We start from the raw sequence: 17,276 nt of genomic DNA, 5'->3' as shown, positions 1-17,276 counted from the left end.
CATGACGATGATCTTCGGCATCCCCATCCAGGCCTTTCTGGGGCAGTTGCTGGTCGGGCTGATCAACGGTTCCTTCTACGCGATGCTGAGCCTTGGCCTCGCCGTCATCTTCGGCCTCCTGCGCATCATCAATTTTGCCCACGGCGCGCTCTACATGCTGGGCGCCTTCATCGGCTATCTGCTGCTTGTCCATCTCGGCATCGGCTATTGGCCGGCGCTGATCCTGGTGCCACTCGCCGTCGGGCTGTTCGGCATTGTGGTCGAGCGTGCAGCGCTCTCGCGGCTCTACCAACTCGACCCTCTCTACGGCCTGCTCTTCACCTTCGGCCTGGCCTTGGTCATCGAGGGCGTCTTCCGCTATTATTACGGCGTCTCGGGAAATCCCTATGCCGTGCCGGCGCTGCTTGCGGGCGGCACCAATCTCGGCTTCATGTTCCTGCCCAACTATCGCGGCTGGGTGGTGCTGGCATCGCTTCTCGTCTGCCTGGGCACATGGCTTTTGATCGAGAAGACCAGGCTTGGTTCCTATCTGCGCGCCGCGACCGAAAATCCAGAACTGGTCCAGGCTTTCGGCGTCAACGTGCCACTGCTTTTGACACTCACCTACGGACTGGGCGCCGCACTTGCCGGGCTTGCCGGAATCCTGGCTGCTCCCGTCTACCAGGTCAGTCCGCTGATGGGATCGGATCTGATCATCGTCGTCTTCGCCGTCGTCGTGGTCGGCGGCATGGGCTCGATCCTGGGCGCCATCGTCACCGGCTACATGCTCGGCCTCGCCGAGGGCCTGACCAAGGTGTTCTATCCCGAGGCGTCGAACCTTGTCGTCTTCGTCATCATGGCGATCGTGCTTCTGCTGCGGCCGGCCGGCCTGTTCGGAAGGGACGCCTGAGATGAGCGAGTTGACGGTTCTCGAAAAGCGCGCCGCGGCCTCCGTGCGGCTGGAACGGGCCCTGGTGGCGCTGGCGGTATTGGCGCTCATCGCCGCGCCGTTCTTCGTCTACCCGTTCTTCCTCATGAAGATGCTGTGCTTTGCGCTGTTTGCCTGCGCCTTCAACCTGTTGCTCGGCTACACCGGCCTGCTGTCCTTCGGCCACGCGACCTTCTTCGGCGGCGCAGCCTATTTCTGCGCGCATGCCGTCAAGGTATGGGGCTGGCCGCCGGAGGCAGGCATTCTGCTGGGTACGGCCGGCGCGGCGCTGCTCGGTCTGGTCATGGGCTTCTTTGCCATCCGCCGGCAAGGCATCTATTTCGCCATGATCACGCTGGCGCTGGCGCAGATGTTCTTCTTCTTCTGCGTGCAGGCACCGTTCACGCAAGGCGAGGATGGCATCCAGGGCGTTCCGCGCGGCAACCTCTTCGGCATCATCGATTTGAACGCCACGGTCAACATGTACTATGTCGTGCTGGCCATCTTCCTGATCGGCGTCTTCGCGATTTGGCGGATCGTCAACTCGCCCTTCGGCATGATCCTGCGCTCGATCCGCGAGAACGAGAACCGCGCCATCTCGCTCGGCTATTCCGTCGCCCGGTATAAACTCGCCGCTTTCGTCATGTCGGCCGCGCTAGCCGGGCTTGCCGGCGCGGTCAAGGCAATCGTTTTCCAGTTCGCGACGCTCACCGACGTGACATGGCAGATGTCGGGCGAGGTGATCCTGATGTCGCTGCTTGGCGGCATCGGTACCATGGTCGGGCCGGTCGTCGGCGCCGGCTTCGTCGTCGGCCTTGAAAACACACTCGCCACCTCAGGCTTTCCGGTGACCATCGCCACCGGCCTGATATTCATGGTCTGCGTGCTTGTCTTCCGGCGCGGCATCGTCGGCGAATTCCATGCGCGGCTGCCCAGGCCGGCGGACGGTGCAAGTGGTTGATCTTCATCCCGTGGCCGATCTCCCTGCTGTCTCCAGCCATGTGGTGGGCAGTCCAGTGAGCAACCGGGAATGCAGCCTGGATGTTTATCGAAGCGCCTGCTTTACAGGCAGGTTTGGTAGCGCTACCGTCGCCGTGTCGCGTGACCACATGGAGGTTGGAGGCCGTCGCCGGGAGAGGTCAGCGGTTCCTTCGAAGACGTCGCGGGAATCGTTCGGGAGGAGGATCGATGGCGTCTGTCGCGATTAGCGAGGTTTACAAATCATTCGGGACCACCGAGGTTCTGCACGGCGTCAGCGTGAACATCGACGACGGCGAATTCGTCACGCTGGTCGGGCCGTCGGGTTGCGGGAAATCAACCCTGCTCAGGATGATCGCCGGCCTGGAAAAGATTTCGCGGGGCCATATCGCGATTGGCGAGCGTGTCGTCAACAACGTTGCGCCGAAGGAACGCGACGTCGCCATGGTCTTCCAGAACTATGCGCTGTACCCGCATATGACCGTCGCCGAGAACATGGCGTTCTCGCTCATGCTCAAGGGCGTTTCGAAGGCTGAGAGCGGCGCCGGCGTTCAGCGCGCTGCGGAGATTCTGGGGCTCGTGCCGCTGCTGGCGCGCTATCCCCGCCAGCTTTCCGGCGGACAGCGCCAGCGGGTTGCCATGGGGCGGGCGATCGTGCGCGATCCGGCGGTTTTCCTGTTCGACGAGCCGCTGTCCAATCTTGACGCCAAGCTCAGAGTGCAGATGCGCGCCGAGATCAAGGAACTGCACCAGCGCCTGAAAACCACGACGGTCTACGTTACCCACGACCAGATCGAAGCCATGACCATGGCAGACAAGATCGTGGTCATGCATGACGGCATCGTCGAGCAGATCGGGCCGCCGCTGGAACTCTATGACAGGCCGGACAATCTCTTCGTCGCCAGTTTCATCGGCTCGCCCGCCATGAACTTGCTGCGGGGCGAAATCGCGACGGACGGGTCGCCGTCCTTTCGGGGCGCCGGCGGAATTTCCGTGCCGTTGGACGCAGCATCGTCCGTCAAAGGCGGCGAGCCGGTGGTGCTGGGTATACGGCCCGAGCATTTGCGGCTGTCCGATCAGGGCATTGCGGTCACCGTCGCGGTCATCGAACCGACCGGGTCGGAGGTACAGCTCATCGGCCGGACAGCCGGCGGTGAAGAGATCGTGGCCAACTTCCGGGAACGTCATTCCTTCACGCCGGGCGAAACCATCCGACTCACCGCCGAACCCGGGCTCATTCATCTCTTCCACGGCGAAACCGGGCAGCGGCTTCAAACGCGCAGCAAGCTGTAGAGACCAAAGGGCAAGAGAAACAAACAGGAGGAACGAGCATGAAATTCACCAGACGTGATGTGATCCGCACGACGGCCGGCGCTGCTGCTGGCGTTTTGGGAAGCCGCTTCGCCGGCTCCCCGGCATTCGCCCAGGAAAGCCTGAAGTACAAGCCGGAGGACGGTGCGAAGCTCAGGCTTCTGCGCTGGTCGCCTTTCGTGCAGGGCGACGAGGACCAGTGGCTGAAAAATACCAAGCGGTTCACCGAAGCGACGGGCGTGGAGGTGCGTGTCGACAAGGAAAGCTGGGAAGACATTCGCCCCAAGGCAGCGGTCGCCGCCAATGTCGGTTCAGGTCCGGATCTGATGTTCGTCTGGTTCGACGACCCGCATCAGTATCCCGACAAGCTGCATGACGTGACGGAACTGGGCGAGTATCTGGGGTCGAAATACGGCGGCTGGCACGACGGACCAAAGCAATATGCAACGCGGGAAGGTAAATTCATCGGCCTGCCGCTGGCCACCATCGGAAATGCCATCGTCTATCGGGAAAGCTGGGTAAAAGAGGCCGGCTTTTCGGAGTTCCCCAAGGACACGAAAGGCTTCCTCGAACTTTGCAAGGCCCTGCAGGCGAAGGGGCATCCGGCCGGCTTCACGCATGGCCATGGTGTCGGCGACGGCAACAACTATGCGCACTGGCTGCTGTGGAGCCATGGCGGCCAGATGGTCGACGAGAGCGGCAAGGTGACGATCAACAGCCCCGAGACCCTCAAGGCGATCGAATACGCGCAGGAACTCTACAAGACTTTTATTCCAGGCACCGAAAGCTGGCTCGACGTCAACAACAATCGCGCCTTCCTAGCTGGCGAACTCAGTGTGATCGCCAATGGCATTTCCGCCTACAACACGGCCAAGATCAACAAGGACAATGATCCGAAGCTGGCGGAAATGGCCAAGGACATACGCACCACCAACCTGCCGATCGGCCCTGTTGGCAAATCCGTCGAACTGTTCCAGGTGACCACGGCCGTCATCTTCGACTACACGCCCTACCCCAACGCGGCCAAAGCCTATCTGCAATTCATGTTCGAGGACCCGCAAATGCCGGACTGGATCACCTCCTCGGCGGGTTACTGCTGCCAGACGCTCAAGGCGTTCGACAACAATCCGGTGTGGACAGCCGATCCGAACAATGCCGCTTATGCCAAGGCTTCGGCGACACTGCGGCCCAACGGCTATGCCGGGCCGCTCGGCTATGCCTCCGCGGCGACCATGGCCGACTATGTCCTGGTCGACATGTTCGCCAAGGCTGTCACGGGACAGGCCACGCCCCAGGAGGCAATGGAAGAGGCGGAGAAGCGCGCAAACCGGTATTACCGCGTTTGATCCATGCCAGCTGAGCCTGGCGGCTCTGCCCCGCGCTATCGGACCCTCCGGAAGCGCGGGGCGGCCGCCAGGCCGATCAACGAGACCTTGCAGGGAGCCCGCCCATGGCCGTGCCGTCCGTCGCCGCTCAGCCGCGTTCCTCGATGCTGTCGCGCCTGGCCGAGAGCAGGAACGCACTTGGCTTCGGCTTCATGCTGCCGGCGGCGGCATTGCTGCTTGTCTTCCTGACCTATCCGCTCGGGCTTGGCGTCTGGCTCGGCTTCACCGATGCCCGCATCGGCCGTCCCGGCATCTTCATCGGCATCGAGAACTATGAATATCTGTGGAGCGACGCCGTCTTCTGGCTCGCCGTCTTCAATACCCTGCTCTACACCGTCAGCGCCTCGATCCTGAAATTCGCGCTCGGCCTCTGGCTGGCGCTCATCCTCAACCAGAACCTTCCCTTCAAATCGTTCTTCCGCGCGATTGTCCTGCTGCCGTGGGTGGTGCCGACGGTGCTCTCGGCAATCGCCTTCTGGTGGATTTACGATTCGCAGTTCTCGATCCTGTCCTGGGCGCTCCAGCAGATGGGCCTGATCGACCACCGCATCAATTTCCTCGGCGATCCGCAGAACGCACGCGCTTCGGTGATCGCGGCCAATGTCTGGCGCGGCATCCCTTTCGTGGCCATCACGCTGCTTGCCGGCTTGCAGACGATCCCCCAGTCGCTTTACGAGGCCGCCACGCTCGATGGCGCCAACCGCTGGCAATTGTTTCGCCATGTGACGCTGCCGCTGCTCACCCCCATCATCGCCATCACCATGACGTTCTCGGTGCTGTTCACGTTCACGGATTTCCAGCTGATCTATGTGCTGACCCGCGGCGGACCGGTAAATGCCACCCATCTGATGGCGACGCTGTCGTTCCAGCGCGGCATTTCGGGCGGCCAGCTCGGCGAGGGCGCCGCGATCGCGGTCGCCATGATCCCATTCCTCCTTGCCGCGATCCTGTTCAGTTATTTCGGCTTGCAGCGCCGCAAATGGCAGCAGGGGGGCGGAGACTGACATGGCTGCGACCAGGAAGACAAAACAGCCGCAGCTCGACGAAGGCGGCATGGGCTATTTGCAGAGCGTGCCGCGTCGTGTGGTGACGGTCTATCTCCCCCTGCTCGTATTCGTCATCGTGCTCTTGTTCCCGTTCTACTGGATGACGATCACAGCGGTTAAGCCCAATGTCGAAATGACCGACTATGCCAATTTCAACCCGCTTTGGGTCGTGCATCCGACGTTGGAGCACATCCGCTATCTTCTCTTCGAGACGTCCTATCCGGGCTGGCTACTCAACACGATCATCATCTCGACCGCCGCCACTTTCCTGTCGCTGGTGGCGTCGGTTTTCGCGGCCTATGCGATCGAGCGGCTGCGGTTCTCCGGGGCACGGCAGGTCGGCCTCGCGGTGTTCCTCGCCTATCTCGTGCCGCCCTCGATATTGTTCATCCCCTTATCGGTGATGGTGTTCAACCTCGGGCTTTACGACACACCCTTCGCGCTCATCCTCACCTACCCGACCTTCCTGATCCCCTTCTGCACCTGGCTGCTGATGGGTTACTTCCGCTCCATCCCCTTCGAACTGGAAGAATGCGCGCTCATAGACGGGGCAAGCCGCTGGCAGATCCTGAGCAAGATCGTGCTGCCCCTGTCGGTGCCTGGCCTGATCTCGGCGGGCATATTCGCATTCACCCTGTCATGGAACGAATTCATCTATGCCTTGACGTTCATTCAGTCGTCCGAAAACAAGACCGTGCCGGTCGGGGTGCTCACCGAACTCGTCCGCTCCGACGTCTATGAGTGGGGTGCCCTGATGGCGGGCGCGCTGATCGGATCCCTGCCGGTCGTCGTGCTTTATTCGTTCTTCGTCGAGCACTACGTCTCCTCGATGACCGGCGCGGTGAAGGAATAGCGCCGTCCCGATGCCGCGGGCGCTTTTCCTGGAATTGTCCTAGCGCAGTTCACCGTTTCACCGAAACGGCGAACTGCCCTACCTCTTTGTTTTGACGCAATTCCAGACGGAAAACCGTCCACACTTTTCCTGGAATTGCTCTAGCGCAGTTCACCCTTTCACGGAAACGGCGAACTGCTCTACCTCTTTGTTTTGACGCAATTCCGGACGGAAAACCGTCCACACTTTTCCTGGAATTGCTCTAGCCCAGGCTTTTGCCGTAGCGGGCAAAGCTTTCGGCCAGGACGGTCGTGCTCGCACCGGCCCGTTCGGGCCGTTTGTAGATGCCGCCTTCGACGCGGATCGGCTCCTCGAAGTGATCCTTGATCCAAGGGATGTATTCGAGGATCGTGGATGTAGGGTGCCAGTAGCTCAGATGCACATGCACCTGGCTCATCTCGCCTGCATGCGGAACGACGGGAAGCCGATGCGCCAGTGCCAGGTCCGCGACCTGGATGTATTCGGTTATTCCTCCGAGCCGCGTGACGTCCGGCTGGACGTAGGCGACGGCTCCTGCATCGACAAAGGAGCGGAACGCGTCGATCGTGTAGAGCTGCTCGCCGAGCGCGATCGGGATCGATGTATTGCGCGCGAGCGTGGCGTGACTGGCGACGTCGTCATACCAGAGCGGCTCCTCGAACCAGTAGATGTCGAGGTCGCGCGCCAGCGCGCAGAATCGCTGGCAGGTCGGAAGATCCCACTTGCCGTTGCCGTCGATCGCGATCCGGATCCTTGATCCGACACGTTTGCGCACAGCCGCCAGGCGCTCGACGTCGACATTTGGGTCGTCATGGCCGACCTTGATCTTGATGCGCGTGAATCCATCCTCCTCGACGGCTTTCGCGGAACCGCGCAGCAACGTGTCCAGATCGAACGAAATCCAGCCGATATCGGTATTGTAAGCCTCCAGGGCATCGGTGCGCGCGCCACCGAGATAACTCCACAGCGGCAGGCCCGCCCGTTTCGCCTTCAGATCCCACAACGCGATATCGATTGCGGCCAGCGCCAGATGCGTGATGCCGGCCCGACCGACCCATTGAAGCGAAGGATGGCGCGCAAGCCTGGTCCATAGACGCTGATGGTCCGAGGCGTCCTCGCCCAACAGAAGCGGCGCGTAACACTCACCGATGCAGGACGCTATCAGCCGGTCGGAGGCCAGATGGGCATGCGTGCCGGTGAAGCCATAACCTTCCAGCCCATCCGTGGTGACGATCTTCGTACCCACGACACCCCAATGGGTAATGCTGTGGGTCGAGTCCGAAATGGAGTCGGAGGTGAGTGGAAGATGAAGAATAAACGGGCGGACGGAGGCGATTTTCATCTATGATCCCTGACGGATATGAATTTTGTCAATGAAGGAGCTGTGAGAGGAATTCGCGTGCACGCTGATGCTTCGGGGCTGCGAAGAACTCCTTCGGCGTGGCCTCCTCGAGTATCCGACCCTTGTCCATGAACACGACCCGGTCGGCCACCTGGCTGGCGAAGCCCATTTCGTGCGTCACGCAGATCATCGTCATGCCTTCGGATGCCAGCGAGACCATGGTGTCGAGCACTTCCTTGACCATTTCCGGATCGAGAGCCGAGGTCGGTTCATCGAAGAGCATGATCTTGGGCTGCATGCAGAGCGCGCGAGCGATCGCGACGCGCTGCTGCTGGCCGCCGGAAAGCTGGGACGGATACTTGTCCGCCTGATCTGCGATCCGTACCTTGTGCAACATCTCCAGCGCTCTCTCCGAAGCGTCCTTGCGGGATTTTCCGAGCACGCGGACCGGCGCCAGCGTACAGTTCTCGATCACCTTGAGATGCGGGAAGAGGTTGAACTGCTGGAACACCATGCCGATGTCCCGGCGCGGAACCATACGTCCATGGGACTTCTCGACCAGCGGTTTGCCGTCGATTTCCACCGAGCCTTGCTGCAGGTCTTCCAAGCCGTTGATGCAGCGGATCAAGGTCGACTTGCCTGAGCCCGACGGCCCGCAGACGACAATCTTTTCGCCCTTCGCCACCTCAAGGCTGACGTGATCGAGCGCCTGAAACCCGCCGAACATTTTCACCGCATCGCGCAGTTTCACAAAGGCGCTGCCGTTGGCGTCCATGAACTCCTCCTTATTGCGAGGTCTGGCTTGTAACCCGAAAGATCGCAATTCGAAAATAAAAAATTTTCTATTTTTAATTTTTCTGTTGCGCCGAACCGGAACCTGATCGATGCTTGGGCCATGAGCATGATCAAGACAACATTGGCCGAGCAGGCCTATCAGGAGCTGCGGTCGCGGATTGTCGGCGGCAGGCTGGCAGGCGGGCAGCGCCTGTTGCCAAACGAATTGGCGGCGGAACTGGGCATCAGTCCCACGCCTGTCAAGGAAGCCTGCCTGCGGCTGGAGGCGGACGGGCTTCTCGTCAATTCCTCGCGGCGCGGCATGGTGGTCCGCAGCTTCAACGAGGAGGCCGTCGAGGAATTATACGCGGCCAGGACACTGCTCGAGAAAGGGGCCGTGGAAGCAGCCTTCGACGCAGGGCGACTCGATGAGGCTCTGCGGGTGAAGCTCCATGACAGCCTGGAAAACCACAGGCGCTTTGCCAAGGGGTCGTCGCTCGACGACCTGGCCAAGGCGCTCTCCCATGACCGCGCCTTCCACAGTTCGCTCGTCGGCGCGGCGGGAATACCGATGATCTCCGAGGCTCATTCCCGCATCGTCGGCCAGACGCATACGGTCTTCGTCTCGATTCCAGGCGACTACAGCCGCTCGGTCGAGGAGCACCAGGATATTCTCGATGCGATCGTCGCCGGCAAGAAGAGCCAGATCCTCGCGGCGCTTCAGCGACATCTCGAGAGAAGCCGGCAGAACACCTTGCGCCAGGTGAAAGTCCTTGCGCGAGCGATCGAACCGAACCTTGTTTAAAGACCGGGGACGAGTGTGGAGTATCTAGATTTTTCCGGGACATTCGCGCGCGGCGACCTGTTCGTGCACGCCGCCATGCTGACCGTCGGCCTGTCGGCCGCCGCGCTGGTTCTGGGCATGTGCGTCGGCATCGTCGGCGCCCTGATGAGACTTTCGAGTTCGAAAGTCCTCTCCTCAATGGCGGCCGCCTATGTGGAAATCATCCGCAACACGCCGTTTCTGGTGCAGATCTACATCATCTATTTCGGCCTGCCCTCGGTCGGCATCCGCATCTCCGAAGTGACGGCGGCCATCCTCTCCCTGACGCTCTACGCGGGCGCCTATATCACCGAGATCGTCCGTGCCGGCATCCAGACGATCGGCAAGGGACAGCGTGAGGCGGCGCACACGCTTGGCATGTCACCGTATCTCACCTTCCGCTATGTCGTTCTGCTGCCGGCGATTTCAGCGATCTTCCCGGCACTGACCAGTCAGTTCATCCTGATCATGCTGGCCTCCAGCGTCGTTTCCGTCATCTCCGTCCCGGAACTGACCGGCGTCGCCAATGATGTGCAGGGCCTGACCTTCCGAAGCCTGGAAGCCTATCTCGTGGTCGCGGCTATCTACCTTGTCCTGACGGCTGCATTCAAAGGCGTCTTCGCGCTGATTGACCGTGCCCTCTTCTCCTTCCGCTTTGCAGGGCGATGACGATGTTCCAGACATTCAATCTCCATCATGTCGGGTTTCTGCTGCAATGTGCGACGTGGACGGTCGTCCTCTCGGGAATTGCGCTTGCAGGCGGCGCCATCGGCGGATCGATTATCGCCCTCATTCGCCTCTCCCGTTTCGCCTGGCTGCGTTGGATCGCGCAGGCCTATATCTATGTCATCCAGGGAACGCCCCTGCTCGTCATTCTCTTCATCGCCTATTTCGGCGTCGCCAATCTCGGCTATGACCTTCCGGCGATCTACGCGGCCGGCCTTGGATTTACGCTCTACAGCAGCGCGTTCCTCGGCGAGATCTGGCGCGGGTCGATCCAGTCGATCAGCAAGGGGCAATGGGAAGCGTCGTTCGTGCTGGCGCTTGGCTGGCGGCACACGATGACCGACGTCATCATCCCGCAGGCGCTTCGCGTCGCCATTCCTCCGACGGTCGGCTTCTCCGTTCAGGTCGTCAAGAACACCGCGCTTGCTTCGGTCGTCGGCTTCATCGAACTGACGAGAGCAGGACAGATCGTCTCCAGCGCCACGTTCCAGCCGCTGCCCGTCTATCTGACGGTCGCGGCCATCTACTTCTGCATCTGCTCCATACTGTCCCATGCCAGCCGCCGCCTGGAGCGCCGCCTGCACCAGGCAGCCAACTGAATATTCCGGTTCATCACACCAGGGAGGAAAGTATCATGCTACTGAAGAGACTTGCTGTCGGGCTCGCCGCCATGCTGGCGATGATGTTGCCCGCAAAGGCCGAGAGCACGCTGGACGCCATCGTGCAGCGCGGCACGATCAATGTCGGCGTCGGCCTTGGAACGCCGCCTTATGGCCTGATGGACAGCAGCATGCAGCCCGACGGCTATGACGTGTCCGTGGCAAAGGCAATCGCCCGCGATCTCGGCGTCAAGGTCAACATCGTCGACACGACGGCAGCCAACCGCATCCCGAACCTGACTTCGGGCAAGCTCGACATCGTGATCTATTCGTTCTCGATCACCGCCGAGCGCGCCAAGGCCATCGCGTTCACCAACACCTACTATGTCGACCAGCAGGTCTATGTCGGCCCCGCCGACCAGCCGATCACCAAGATCGAGGATCTGGCCGGCAGGAAGATCGGCGTGACGCGGGCCAGCACGAACGACATCGTGATGACCAAAAAGGCCGTCGAAGGCGCACAGATCCAGCGCTATGACGATGACGCGTCGACATCCCAGGCGCTGTTCGCAGGCCAGGTCGAAGGCATCGTGACCAGCGGAGCGCTTGCCCGCGCCGTCGAGGAGCACGACCCGAACCTCAAGAAGCAGTTCGTCGTGGCGCAGGCGCCGATGGGCATAGGCCTGCGCCGCAACGACCCGGACTTCCTGCACTGGCTTAATACCGAACTCTTCATGCTCCAGTCGACAGGTGAGCTGCAGGCCCTGCAGAAAAAATGGATGGGTGTCGAAGTCGACCTGCCCCGCTTCTGAGAATGACCTGGATCCGGGGCTCCCCCGGATCCACACACGCCGCTGCGATCGGTTTATCGAAGGTTTTTCCATGAAAATCACGGATGTGAAGGTGCGCTGCTGCCAGCGCAAACCAGGCGATTTTGCCGCCAGCGCGTTTCGAACCGGGGATTTCGCGAAGTTCGAATTTCTCACCGTCACCATGACGACGGACACCGGGCTCGAGGCAACCGCCTTCGGGTTCGCCGGTCGTTCGGCGGCGGGCGCCGGCAGGCTGATCGCCGACACGCTGCGTCCGTTCTTCATCGGCCGCGACCCGCTCGACCGGGAAAAGGCATGGCACGATTTCCGGGTCGCCGACCGCTGGTGGGGCCATTTGCCGATCTATGCCTACGGGCCGTTCGACACCTGCCTCTGGCTGCTGTCGGCCACCGCCGCCGGGCAGCCTCTCTATAAATATCTTGGCGCCTTCCGCGAAAGCGTGCCGGTCTATGGCAGCTCGATGATCCTGTCGGGGCCGCAGGACTATGTGAACGAGGCGCTGCGCGCCAAGGCCGAAGGGTTGCGGGCCTACAAGCTCCATACACCGGGACTCGACCTCGACTACGACATCGACGTCCACCGCCAGGTCCGCGCCGCCGTCGGGCCGGATTTCACGCTGATGTCGGACCCGGTCTCGATGTTCAATCTCGAGCAGTCGATCCGCTTCGGCCGCGAACTGGAACGGCTCGACTTCTACTGGCTGGAAGAGCCTTTATACGACGAGGACGTTCATTCGCTGCGGGAGCTCGCCCGCACCCTCGAAATCCCGCTCGTCGGGACGGAAGTCCTTGCAAAGCACCCTTACAGCATCGCCGAATGCATCTCGACGCGTGTCGTCGATCGCGTTCGGGCAGACGTTTCCTGGACGGGCGGCGTCACGGGCGTCATGAAGACGGCCCGCCTCGCTGAAGCCTTCGGCGTCAATTGCGAGATCCATACCGCCATCTTTCACCCGATGGAGATCGTCAACCTGCATTGCGCCGCGGCGATCAAGAACTGCGACTTCTTCGAAGTGCTCTATCCGATGGAGAACTTCGCCTTCGGCCTCAAACAGCCGCTGCCGATCAAGGACGGCTACGCAACGCCGCCGTCAGCCCCCGGCCTCGGCATCGAGATCGACTGGGACGCCATCGACAACAGCACGATCTGTGAGGTCTGAGCGCCATATGAAAGCTGTTTGCCTCGAGGAACCCGGCAAGATCTCGCTGGTCGAATTGCCCGAACCAAAACCCGGCCCGGGCGAAGTCGCGGTGCGGATGGAGTATGTCGGGTATTGCGGTTCCGACCTGACGTCGTTTCGCGGCCTCAATCCGCTAATCTCCTACCCGCGCGTCCTGGGCCATGAAATCTCCGGCACCATCTCGGCGCTCGGCGACGGCGTCAGCGCGCTTGCGGTCGGCCAGTCCGTGACCATTCTTCCCTATTTCAATTGCGGCAAGTGCCATGCCTGCCGCCTTGGCAGGCCGAACGCCTGCAAGGACAACCGGACGATGGGCGTCCAGCGCGAGGGTGCGATGGCCTCGATCATCGTCGTTCCCGCGGGCAAGGTCATTCCGGTCGAGGGCATGCGCCAGCGGGACCTCGCGCTGATCGAGCCGCTTGCCGTCGGATTCCATGCCGTCCGCCGCTCCGAGCTTTCGGCTGGAGAAACCGTCGTTATACTGGGCTGCGGCGTCATCGGGCTCGGCGCCTTGCTCGGCGCTGTCAGGCGGGGCTCACGCGTGATCGCAGTGGACCTTAGCTCCGACAAACTCGCCATTGCCAAGGCGCTCGGCGCCGCTGACATCATCGATGCGTCGCGCGAAGATGTCCTGGCGCATGTCCTGGAACTGACCAATGGGGACGGTCCGCAGGTCGTCATCGAGGCGGTCGGCGCGGATGCGACCTTTCGGCAGGCGATCGATCTCGTGGCGTCCTGCGGCCGCGTCGTCTATGTCGGCTACGCCAAGAACAAGATCGCCTATGACACCAAGTTCTTCCTGCTCAAGGAGATGGATATCCGCGGGTCACGCGGCTCCGAGATCGCCGATTTCCACGACGTCATCGGCTATCTGAAGCAACATCGGGACGCCGGCGACCGCATCGTCTCACGCGTCGTGCCAATCGAGGAAGCCGGTGCGGCCATGCAAGCCTGGGACAAGAACCCCGGAGGCTTCACCAAGATCGTGATCCGGATCGAAGCGAAGGAAGACGCATGAGCATCAAGGATGTCTTCGGGCTGGAGGGGCAGCATGCGCTGGTGACCGGCGGCGGAAGCGGCCTCGGCCTTGCGATCGCCACCTGTTTCGTCGAAGCCGGCGCCAGGGTGACGATCGTCAGCACCAACGCCGCGAAGCTCGCTTCCGCCTGCGAGACGCTGGGGCCTTCCGCCACGAGCCATGTCTTCGACGTGACCGACACTGCCGGTGCCACGGGTTTCGCCAGCGACGTGGCAAAAAAATTCGGACGCGTCTCGATCCTCGTCAACAATGCCGGCAACACGGTCAAGAAGCCGCTCGGCGAGATGAGCGTCGAGAACTTCAATTCGGTGCTGAACGTCCATGTCGGCGGCGCCTTCGCCCTCTCGCGCGCCTTCCTGCCGCAGGTGACGGAAGCAAAGGGCAGCATTCTTTTCACCGCCTCGATGAGCTCCTTCCTCGGCATTCCCAACGTCATCGGCTATTCGGCCGCGAAAGCCGCCTATGTCGGCATGGTGAGGGCGCTGGCGACCGAACTTGCGCCTAGCGGGGTGCGCGTCAACGGTGTGGCACCAGGCTGGATCGACACCGCGCTTCTACGCCAGGCCACCGCAGCCGATCCGGAAAGGGCGCGCAAGATCAACAGCCGCATTCCCATGGGTCGTTTCGGCGAGGGCGCCGACATCGGCTGGGCCATGACATATCTCGCCTCACGCGCCTCGGCCTATGTGACCGGCCATATACTGGTGGTCGATGGCGGCGCGCTGCACGGCTTCTGACACCATACTTTTCGAGGGAGAAACAGATGACGACCGATACTGACAAGGCGATCTTCGAAGTCATCCGCAAGGAACTCTTCACGGCCGTCGTCGGTGACGTGCTTGATGTAATGGGCCACCGCCGGCAGTTCCTGCCGGCGGGTATCGCGCCGTTGCAGCCGGAGATGAAAGTCATCGGCCGCGCGATGCCGGTGCTGGAGGCGGACGTGTTTTCCGACGGTTCGCCGGATGCGCACGGTCCGCTCGCGAACAAACCGTTCGGCCTCATGATGGAAGCGCTGGACAGCCTGACGGAGAACGATGTCTATATCGCCAGCGGCTCCTCCTTCCGCTACGCGCTGTGGGGCGGGCTGATGTCCACCCGTGCCCAGAAGCTGAAGGCTGCCGGCGCCGTCCTCAACGGCTATGTCCGCGATTCCTGGGAGATCGAGAAGCTAGGCTTTTCGGTCTTCTCGCGCGGCATCTATGCCCAGGACCAGGGCCCGCGAGGCAAGGTGATCGACTATGGCTGCCCAATCGAGATCGAAGGCATCCTGGTAACGCCCGGCGACCTGATCTTCGGCGACCGCGAGGGCGTGCTTGTGATCCCGCGCGAGGCGGAAAAGGAAGCGATCGAGCGCGCGCTCGAGAAGGTCAGCACCGAGAATAAGGTCGCAACCGCGATCCGCGGGGGCATGAGCGCCTGCGAAGCCTTCCGTACCTTCGGCGTCATGTGAGCCGGCGATGGACGATCCTCGTCTGCTCCTGCTCTGCGACCAAGACAATGTGCTGGTCGCCTGCCGGCGCATCGAAGCTGGTGAAACCATCATCGTCGGCGGCGAGCCGCACATTCTGGTCAAGGCCGTGGAGCTCGGCCACAAGCTGGCGCGGCTGCCGATCGCCCCGGGAGTGAAGGTCGTCAAATACGGAGTCCCGATCGGCTCGGCGACGCAGTCGATCGGACCTGGCGAGCACGTCCATATTCACAATCTGAAGAGCGACTACACCAAAACGCACGTAATAGCGGAGACCGGATCATGACCGGCGAACAGTCCACCATCCTCGGCTATCTCAGGCCGGACGGTCGCAAGGGCATCCGCAACATTGTGGTCGTGGCCTATCTGGTAGAGTGCGCGCATCATGTCGGTCGCGAAATCGTCTCCCATTTCCGCGGCAGGGACGTGCATCTGATCGGCTTTCCAGGCTGCTTTCCCAATCCCTATGCGCAGCGGATGATGGGGCGTCTGTGTACGCATCCCAATGTCGCCGCGGTATTGCTGCTGTCACTGGGATGCGAAAGCTTCAACAAATTCTCGCTCGCCCGCACCGTCGAGGCAAGCGGGCGGCCCGTGGCAACGCTGACGATCCAGGAAAACGGCGGCACGTTGTCGACGATTTCCGACGGCATCGAATGGGTCGGGCAACGCCTGCAAGAGCTGGGCGCGGTCGCGAGAGTGCCAATGGATGCGAGTGAACTCATCGTCGGCACGATCTGTGGCGGGTCGGACGGCACCAGCGGCATGACCGGCAACCCCGCCGCCGGCCTTGCCTTCGATCGGCTGGTCCGTGCGGGAGCGGCCTGTATTTTCGAGGAGACCGGCGAGCTGATCGGCTGCGAAGAGATCATGGCGAGCCGCGCCGTGACGCCTGAACTCGGCGTCGAGCTGCGCGCCTCCGTGGCAAAGGCAGCGCAATACTACGCGACGTTAGGCTATGGCAGTTTCGCTCCGGGCAATGCCGATGGCGGCCTATCCACCATCGAGGAGAAATCGATGGGTGCCTATGCCAAATCGGGCTCGTCGCCGATTTCGGGCCTCATCAAGCCGGGCGACATTCCTCCTAGCGGCGGGCTCTACCTCATGGATGTCGTGCCGGACGGGGACGTGCGTTTTGGCTTCCCTAACATCTCGGACAATGCCGAGATCGTGGAGCTCATCGCTTCCGGTTGTCACCTCACGCTGTTCGTCACCGGCCGCGGTTCGGTGTCGGGGTCGGCGGTCGCGCCGGTCATAAAGATCTGCGCCAATCCCGAAACATACCGTCGCCTGTCGGGCGACATGGACGTCGATGCCGGACGTATCCTCGAAGGGGCCGCAACCTTGTCGGATGTCGGCGACGAAATCTTCAATCTGGTTCTTGCTGTCGCCAATGGCCATGCGACGAAATCCGAACAACTCGGGCACCGCGAATTCATCCTGACCTACAAGACTTTCGAACCGATCGGGCCCGCATGTCTGCCGGGCGCACAGCCAAGAGCTGGTCACCGAGGCTGAAGCTGCCGGCGTTTGCAGTGTGCCTGCGAGCGCTGTTTGCGTCTGTGCTGAAGCTGCGCGATCCTTGACCAGCGCAGGAGCAATGCATGGCGGGCCGAACAATCCGGCGACAAGCTCACTCGTTTGTTTGAAGCGCGGCACGCCGAAACGGATTCATGCGAAAGGGTCGCGGCAAACCAGCATTGGGCTGGCGGCTCGCAACAGCCTCACCCCATGCGGACAATTCAAATCAGCGGGCCTGCGTCAGCCATACGCCGCTTCCTGATATCTGGGGGAAGCGTCTTCTCGTTTTGGCGAGGGTTCTGTTCCGCGGGCGCGAATGAGCTGCCTGCCTGGTCGGAGAAAAAGAGCTTCCAGCGCCGTGGCCGGAATGCCACCCGGTTCCTCTGTGCGCCCGGATGGTCGACGGGCAGCTCGATTTCGACGCGCTGGCGTTCGCCGCCGATCTCGAGTTCCACCCGGCGGGTGCCGGC

19 protein-coding genes are annotated in these 17,276 nt (G+C 61.9%); 16 read left to right on the top strand and 3 right to left on the bottom strand.

Annotated features, from left to right (window positions below; all coding sequences use genetic code 11):
• Position 1: 1 nt before the first annotated feature.
• From LB566_RS25190 to LB566_RS25165, 6 genes are all read left to right on the top strand, one after another.
• Positions 2-889 (top strand): branched-chain amino acid ABC transporter permease, encoded by an 888-nt coding sequence (locus LB566_RS25190; protein WP_140498405.1) that lies wholly within the window; start codon positions 2-4, stop codon positions 887-889.
• A gap of 1 nt (position 890) precedes the next feature.
• A complete protein-coding gene (locus LB566_RS25185; protein ID WP_140552371.1) occupies positions 891-1,868 on the top strand; it encodes a branched-chain amino acid ABC transporter permease in 978 nt (325 codons plus the stop codon).
• 227 nt (positions 1,869-2,095) lie between these two features.
• Positions 2,096-3,178, top strand: a complete 1,083-nt coding sequence (locus LB566_RS25180) for an ABC transporter ATP-binding protein (protein WP_224628596.1) — start codon at positions 2,096-2,098, stop codon at positions 3,176-3,178.
• A 38-nt stretch (positions 3,179-3,216) separates the two neighbouring features.
• Positions 3,217-4,542 carry an ABC transporter substrate-binding protein gene (locus tag LB566_RS25175; protein ID WP_224628349.1) on the top strand — a complete coding sequence of 442 codons (1,326 nt, stop codon included), beginning with the start codon at positions 3,217-3,219 and terminating at the stop codon, positions 4,540-4,542.
• Between the two features lie 143 nt (positions 4,543-4,685).
• The gene (locus LB566_RS25170; protein ID WP_411908888.1) at positions 4,686-5,585 is read left to right on the top strand and encodes a carbohydrate ABC transporter permease; all 900 of its coding nucleotides are present in this window, start codon (positions 4,686-4,688) and stop codon (positions 5,583-5,585) included.
• Position 5,586: 1 nt separating this feature from the next.
• Positions 5,587-6,480, top strand: coding sequence for a carbohydrate ABC transporter permease (locus LB566_RS25165; protein WP_140498410.1), 894 nt, complete (start codon positions 5,587-5,589; stop codon positions 6,478-6,480).
• Between the two features lie 241 nt (positions 6,481-6,721).
• On the opposite strand, the gene LB566_RS25160 is transcribed toward LB566_RS25165, so the two are convergent.
• Together LB566_RS25160 and LB566_RS25155 are read right to left on the bottom strand one after the other, a co-directional pair.
• On the bottom strand, positions 6,722-7,840 hold the full coding sequence (locus tag LB566_RS25160; RefSeq protein WP_224628348.1) for a mandelate racemase/muconate lactonizing enzyme family protein: 1,119 nt from the start codon (positions 7,838-7,840) through the stop codon (positions 6,722-6,724).
• Between the two features lie 28 nt (positions 7,841-7,868).
• Positions 7,869-8,615 carry an amino acid ABC transporter ATP-binding protein gene (locus LB566_RS25155; RefSeq protein WP_140498412.1) on the bottom strand — a complete coding sequence of 249 codons (747 nt, stop codon included), beginning with the start codon at positions 8,613-8,615 and terminating at the stop codon, positions 7,869-7,871.
• Between the two features lie 120 nt (positions 8,616-8,735).
• Here LB566_RS25155 and LB566_RS25150 point away from each other — a divergent pair, with 120 nt between their 5' ends.
• The 10 genes from LB566_RS25150 (at position 8,736) to LB566_RS25105 (ending at position 16,803) form a co-directional block, all read left to right on the top strand.
• Positions 8,736-9,419, top strand: a complete 684-nt coding sequence (locus tag LB566_RS25150; RefSeq protein ID WP_140552367.1) for a GntR family transcriptional regulator — start codon at positions 8,736-8,738, stop codon at positions 9,417-9,419.
• Between the two features lie 15 nt (positions 9,420-9,434).
• A complete protein-coding gene (locus LB566_RS25145) occupies positions 9,435-10,106 on the top strand; it encodes an amino acid ABC transporter permease (RefSeq protein WP_140552366.1) in 672 nt (223 codons plus the stop codon).
• Positions 10,103-10,762, top strand: coding sequence for an amino acid ABC transporter permease (locus LB566_RS25140; RefSeq protein ID WP_210243380.1), 660 nt, complete (start codon positions 10,103-10,105; stop codon positions 10,760-10,762). The genes LB566_RS25145 and LB566_RS25140 overlap by 4 nt, the downstream gene beginning before the upstream one ends.
• Positions 10,763-10,797: 35 nt before the next feature.
• Complete coding sequence (locus tag LB566_RS25135) at positions 10,798-11,574, top strand: transporter substrate-binding domain-containing protein (protein ID WP_224628347.1); 777 nt, start codon at positions 10,798-10,800, stop codon at positions 11,572-11,574.
• A 70-nt stretch (positions 11,575-11,644) separates the two neighbouring features.
• Positions 11,645-12,754: an enolase C-terminal domain-like protein gene (locus tag LB566_RS25130; RefSeq protein ID WP_140552363.1), complete on the top strand. Its 1,110-nt coding sequence runs from the start codon at positions 11,645-11,647 to the stop codon at positions 12,752-12,754.
• Between the two features lie 7 nt (positions 12,755-12,761).
• Positions 12,762-13,793 carry a zinc-binding alcohol dehydrogenase family protein gene (locus tag LB566_RS25125; RefSeq protein WP_224628346.1) on the top strand — a complete coding sequence of 344 codons (1,032 nt, stop codon included), beginning with the start codon at positions 12,762-12,764 and terminating at the stop codon, positions 13,791-13,793.
• Positions 13,790-14,551 carry an SDR family NAD(P)-dependent oxidoreductase gene (locus tag LB566_RS25120; RefSeq protein WP_224628345.1) on the top strand — a complete coding sequence of 254 codons (762 nt, stop codon included), beginning with the start codon at positions 13,790-13,792 and terminating at the stop codon, positions 14,549-14,551. Before LB566_RS25125 ends, LB566_RS25120 begins: the two co-directional genes overlap by 4 nt.
• 26 nt (positions 14,552-14,577) lie before the next feature.
• Complete coding sequence (locus tag LB566_RS25115; protein ID WP_224628344.1) at positions 14,578-15,267, top strand: RraA family protein; 690 nt, start codon at positions 14,578-14,580, stop codon at positions 15,265-15,267.
• A 7-nt stretch (positions 15,268-15,274) separates the two neighbouring features.
• Entirely contained in the window at positions 15,275-15,571 is a 297-nt protein-coding gene (locus LB566_RS25110) for a UxaA family hydrolase (protein WP_224628343.1), read from the top strand.
• Entirely contained in the window at positions 15,568-16,803 is a 1,236-nt protein-coding gene (locus LB566_RS25105) for a UxaA family hydrolase (protein WP_224628341.1), read from the top strand. The genes LB566_RS25110 and LB566_RS25105 overlap by 4 nt, the downstream gene beginning before the upstream one ends.
• A gap of 224 nt (positions 16,804-17,027) precedes the next feature.
• Here the strand turns inward: LB566_RS25105 and LB566_RS25100 are convergent.
• A partial coding sequence (locus LB566_RS25100) for a TOBE-like domain-containing protein (RefSeq protein WP_411910509.1) occupies positions 17,028-17,276 on the bottom strand: 249 nt, incomplete at its 5' end.

Origin of the sequence: Mesorhizobium sp. CA13, from assembly GCF_020165235.1 — a bacterium.
Lineage (GTDB): Bacteria > Pseudomonadota > Alphaproteobacteria > Rhizobiales > Rhizobiaceae > Mesorhizobium.
This window is presented reverse-complemented; position numbering and strand designations above follow the sequence as displayed.

Coding starts and splice junctions, on each gene's coding strand:
- LB566_RS25180 (WP_224628596.1), top strand. CDS start 2,096: ATGGCGTCTGTCGCGATTAGCGAGGTTTACAAATCATTCGGGACCACC.
- LB566_RS25130 (WP_140552363.1), top strand. CDS start 11,645: ATGAAAATCACGGATGTGAAGGTGCGCTGCTGCCAGCGCAAACCAGGC.
- LB566_RS25155 (WP_140498412.1), bottom strand. CDS start 8,615: ATGGACGCCAACGGCAGCGCCTTTGTGAAACTGCGCGATGCGGTGAAA.
- LB566_RS25175 (WP_224628349.1), top strand. CDS start 3,217: ATGAAATTCACCAGACGTGATGTGATCCGCACGACGGCCGGCGCTGCT.
- LB566_RS25105 (WP_224628341.1), top strand. CDS start 15,568: ATGACCGGCGAACAGTCCACCATCCTCGGCTATCTCAGGCCGGACGGT.
- LB566_RS25150 (WP_140552367.1), top strand. CDS start 8,736: ATGAGCATGATCAAGACAACATTGGCCGAGCAGGCCTATCAGGAGCTG.
- LB566_RS25165 (WP_140498410.1), top strand. CDS start 5,587: ATGGCTGCGACCAGGAAGACAAAACAGCCGCAGCTCGACGAAGGCGGC.
- LB566_RS25125 (WP_224628346.1), top strand. CDS start 12,762: ATGAAAGCTGTTTGCCTCGAGGAACCCGGCAAGATCTCGCTGGTCGAA.
- LB566_RS25190 (WP_140498405.1), top strand. CDS start 2: ATGACGATGATCTTCGGCATCCCCATCCAGGCCTTTCTGGGGCAGTTG.
- LB566_RS25135 (WP_224628347.1), top strand. CDS start 10,798: ATGCTACTGAAGAGACTTGCTGTCGGGCTCGCCGCCATGCTGGCGATG.
- LB566_RS25140 (WP_210243380.1), top strand. CDS start 10,103: ATGACGATGTTCCAGACATTCAATCTCCATCATGTCGGGTTTCTGCTG.
- LB566_RS25120 (WP_224628345.1), top strand. CDS start 13,790: ATGAGCATCAAGGATGTCTTCGGGCTGGAGGGGCAGCATGCGCTGGTG.
- LB566_RS25115 (WP_224628344.1), top strand. CDS start 14,578: ATGACGACCGATACTGACAAGGCGATCTTCGAAGTCATCCGCAAGGAA.
- LB566_RS25160 (WP_224628348.1), bottom strand. CDS start 7,840: ATGAAAATCGCCTCCGTCCGCCCGTTTATTCTTCATCTTCCACTCACC.
- LB566_RS25185 (WP_140552371.1), top strand. CDS start 891: ATGAGCGAGTTGACGGTTCTCGAAAAGCGCGCCGCGGCCTCCGTGCGG.
- LB566_RS25170 (WP_411908888.1), top strand. CDS start 4,686: ATGCTGTCGCGCCTGGCCGAGAGCAGGAACGCACTTGGCTTCGGCTTC.
- LB566_RS25110 (WP_224628343.1), top strand. CDS start 15,275: ATGGACGATCCTCGTCTGCTCCTGCTCTGCGACCAAGACAATGTGCTG.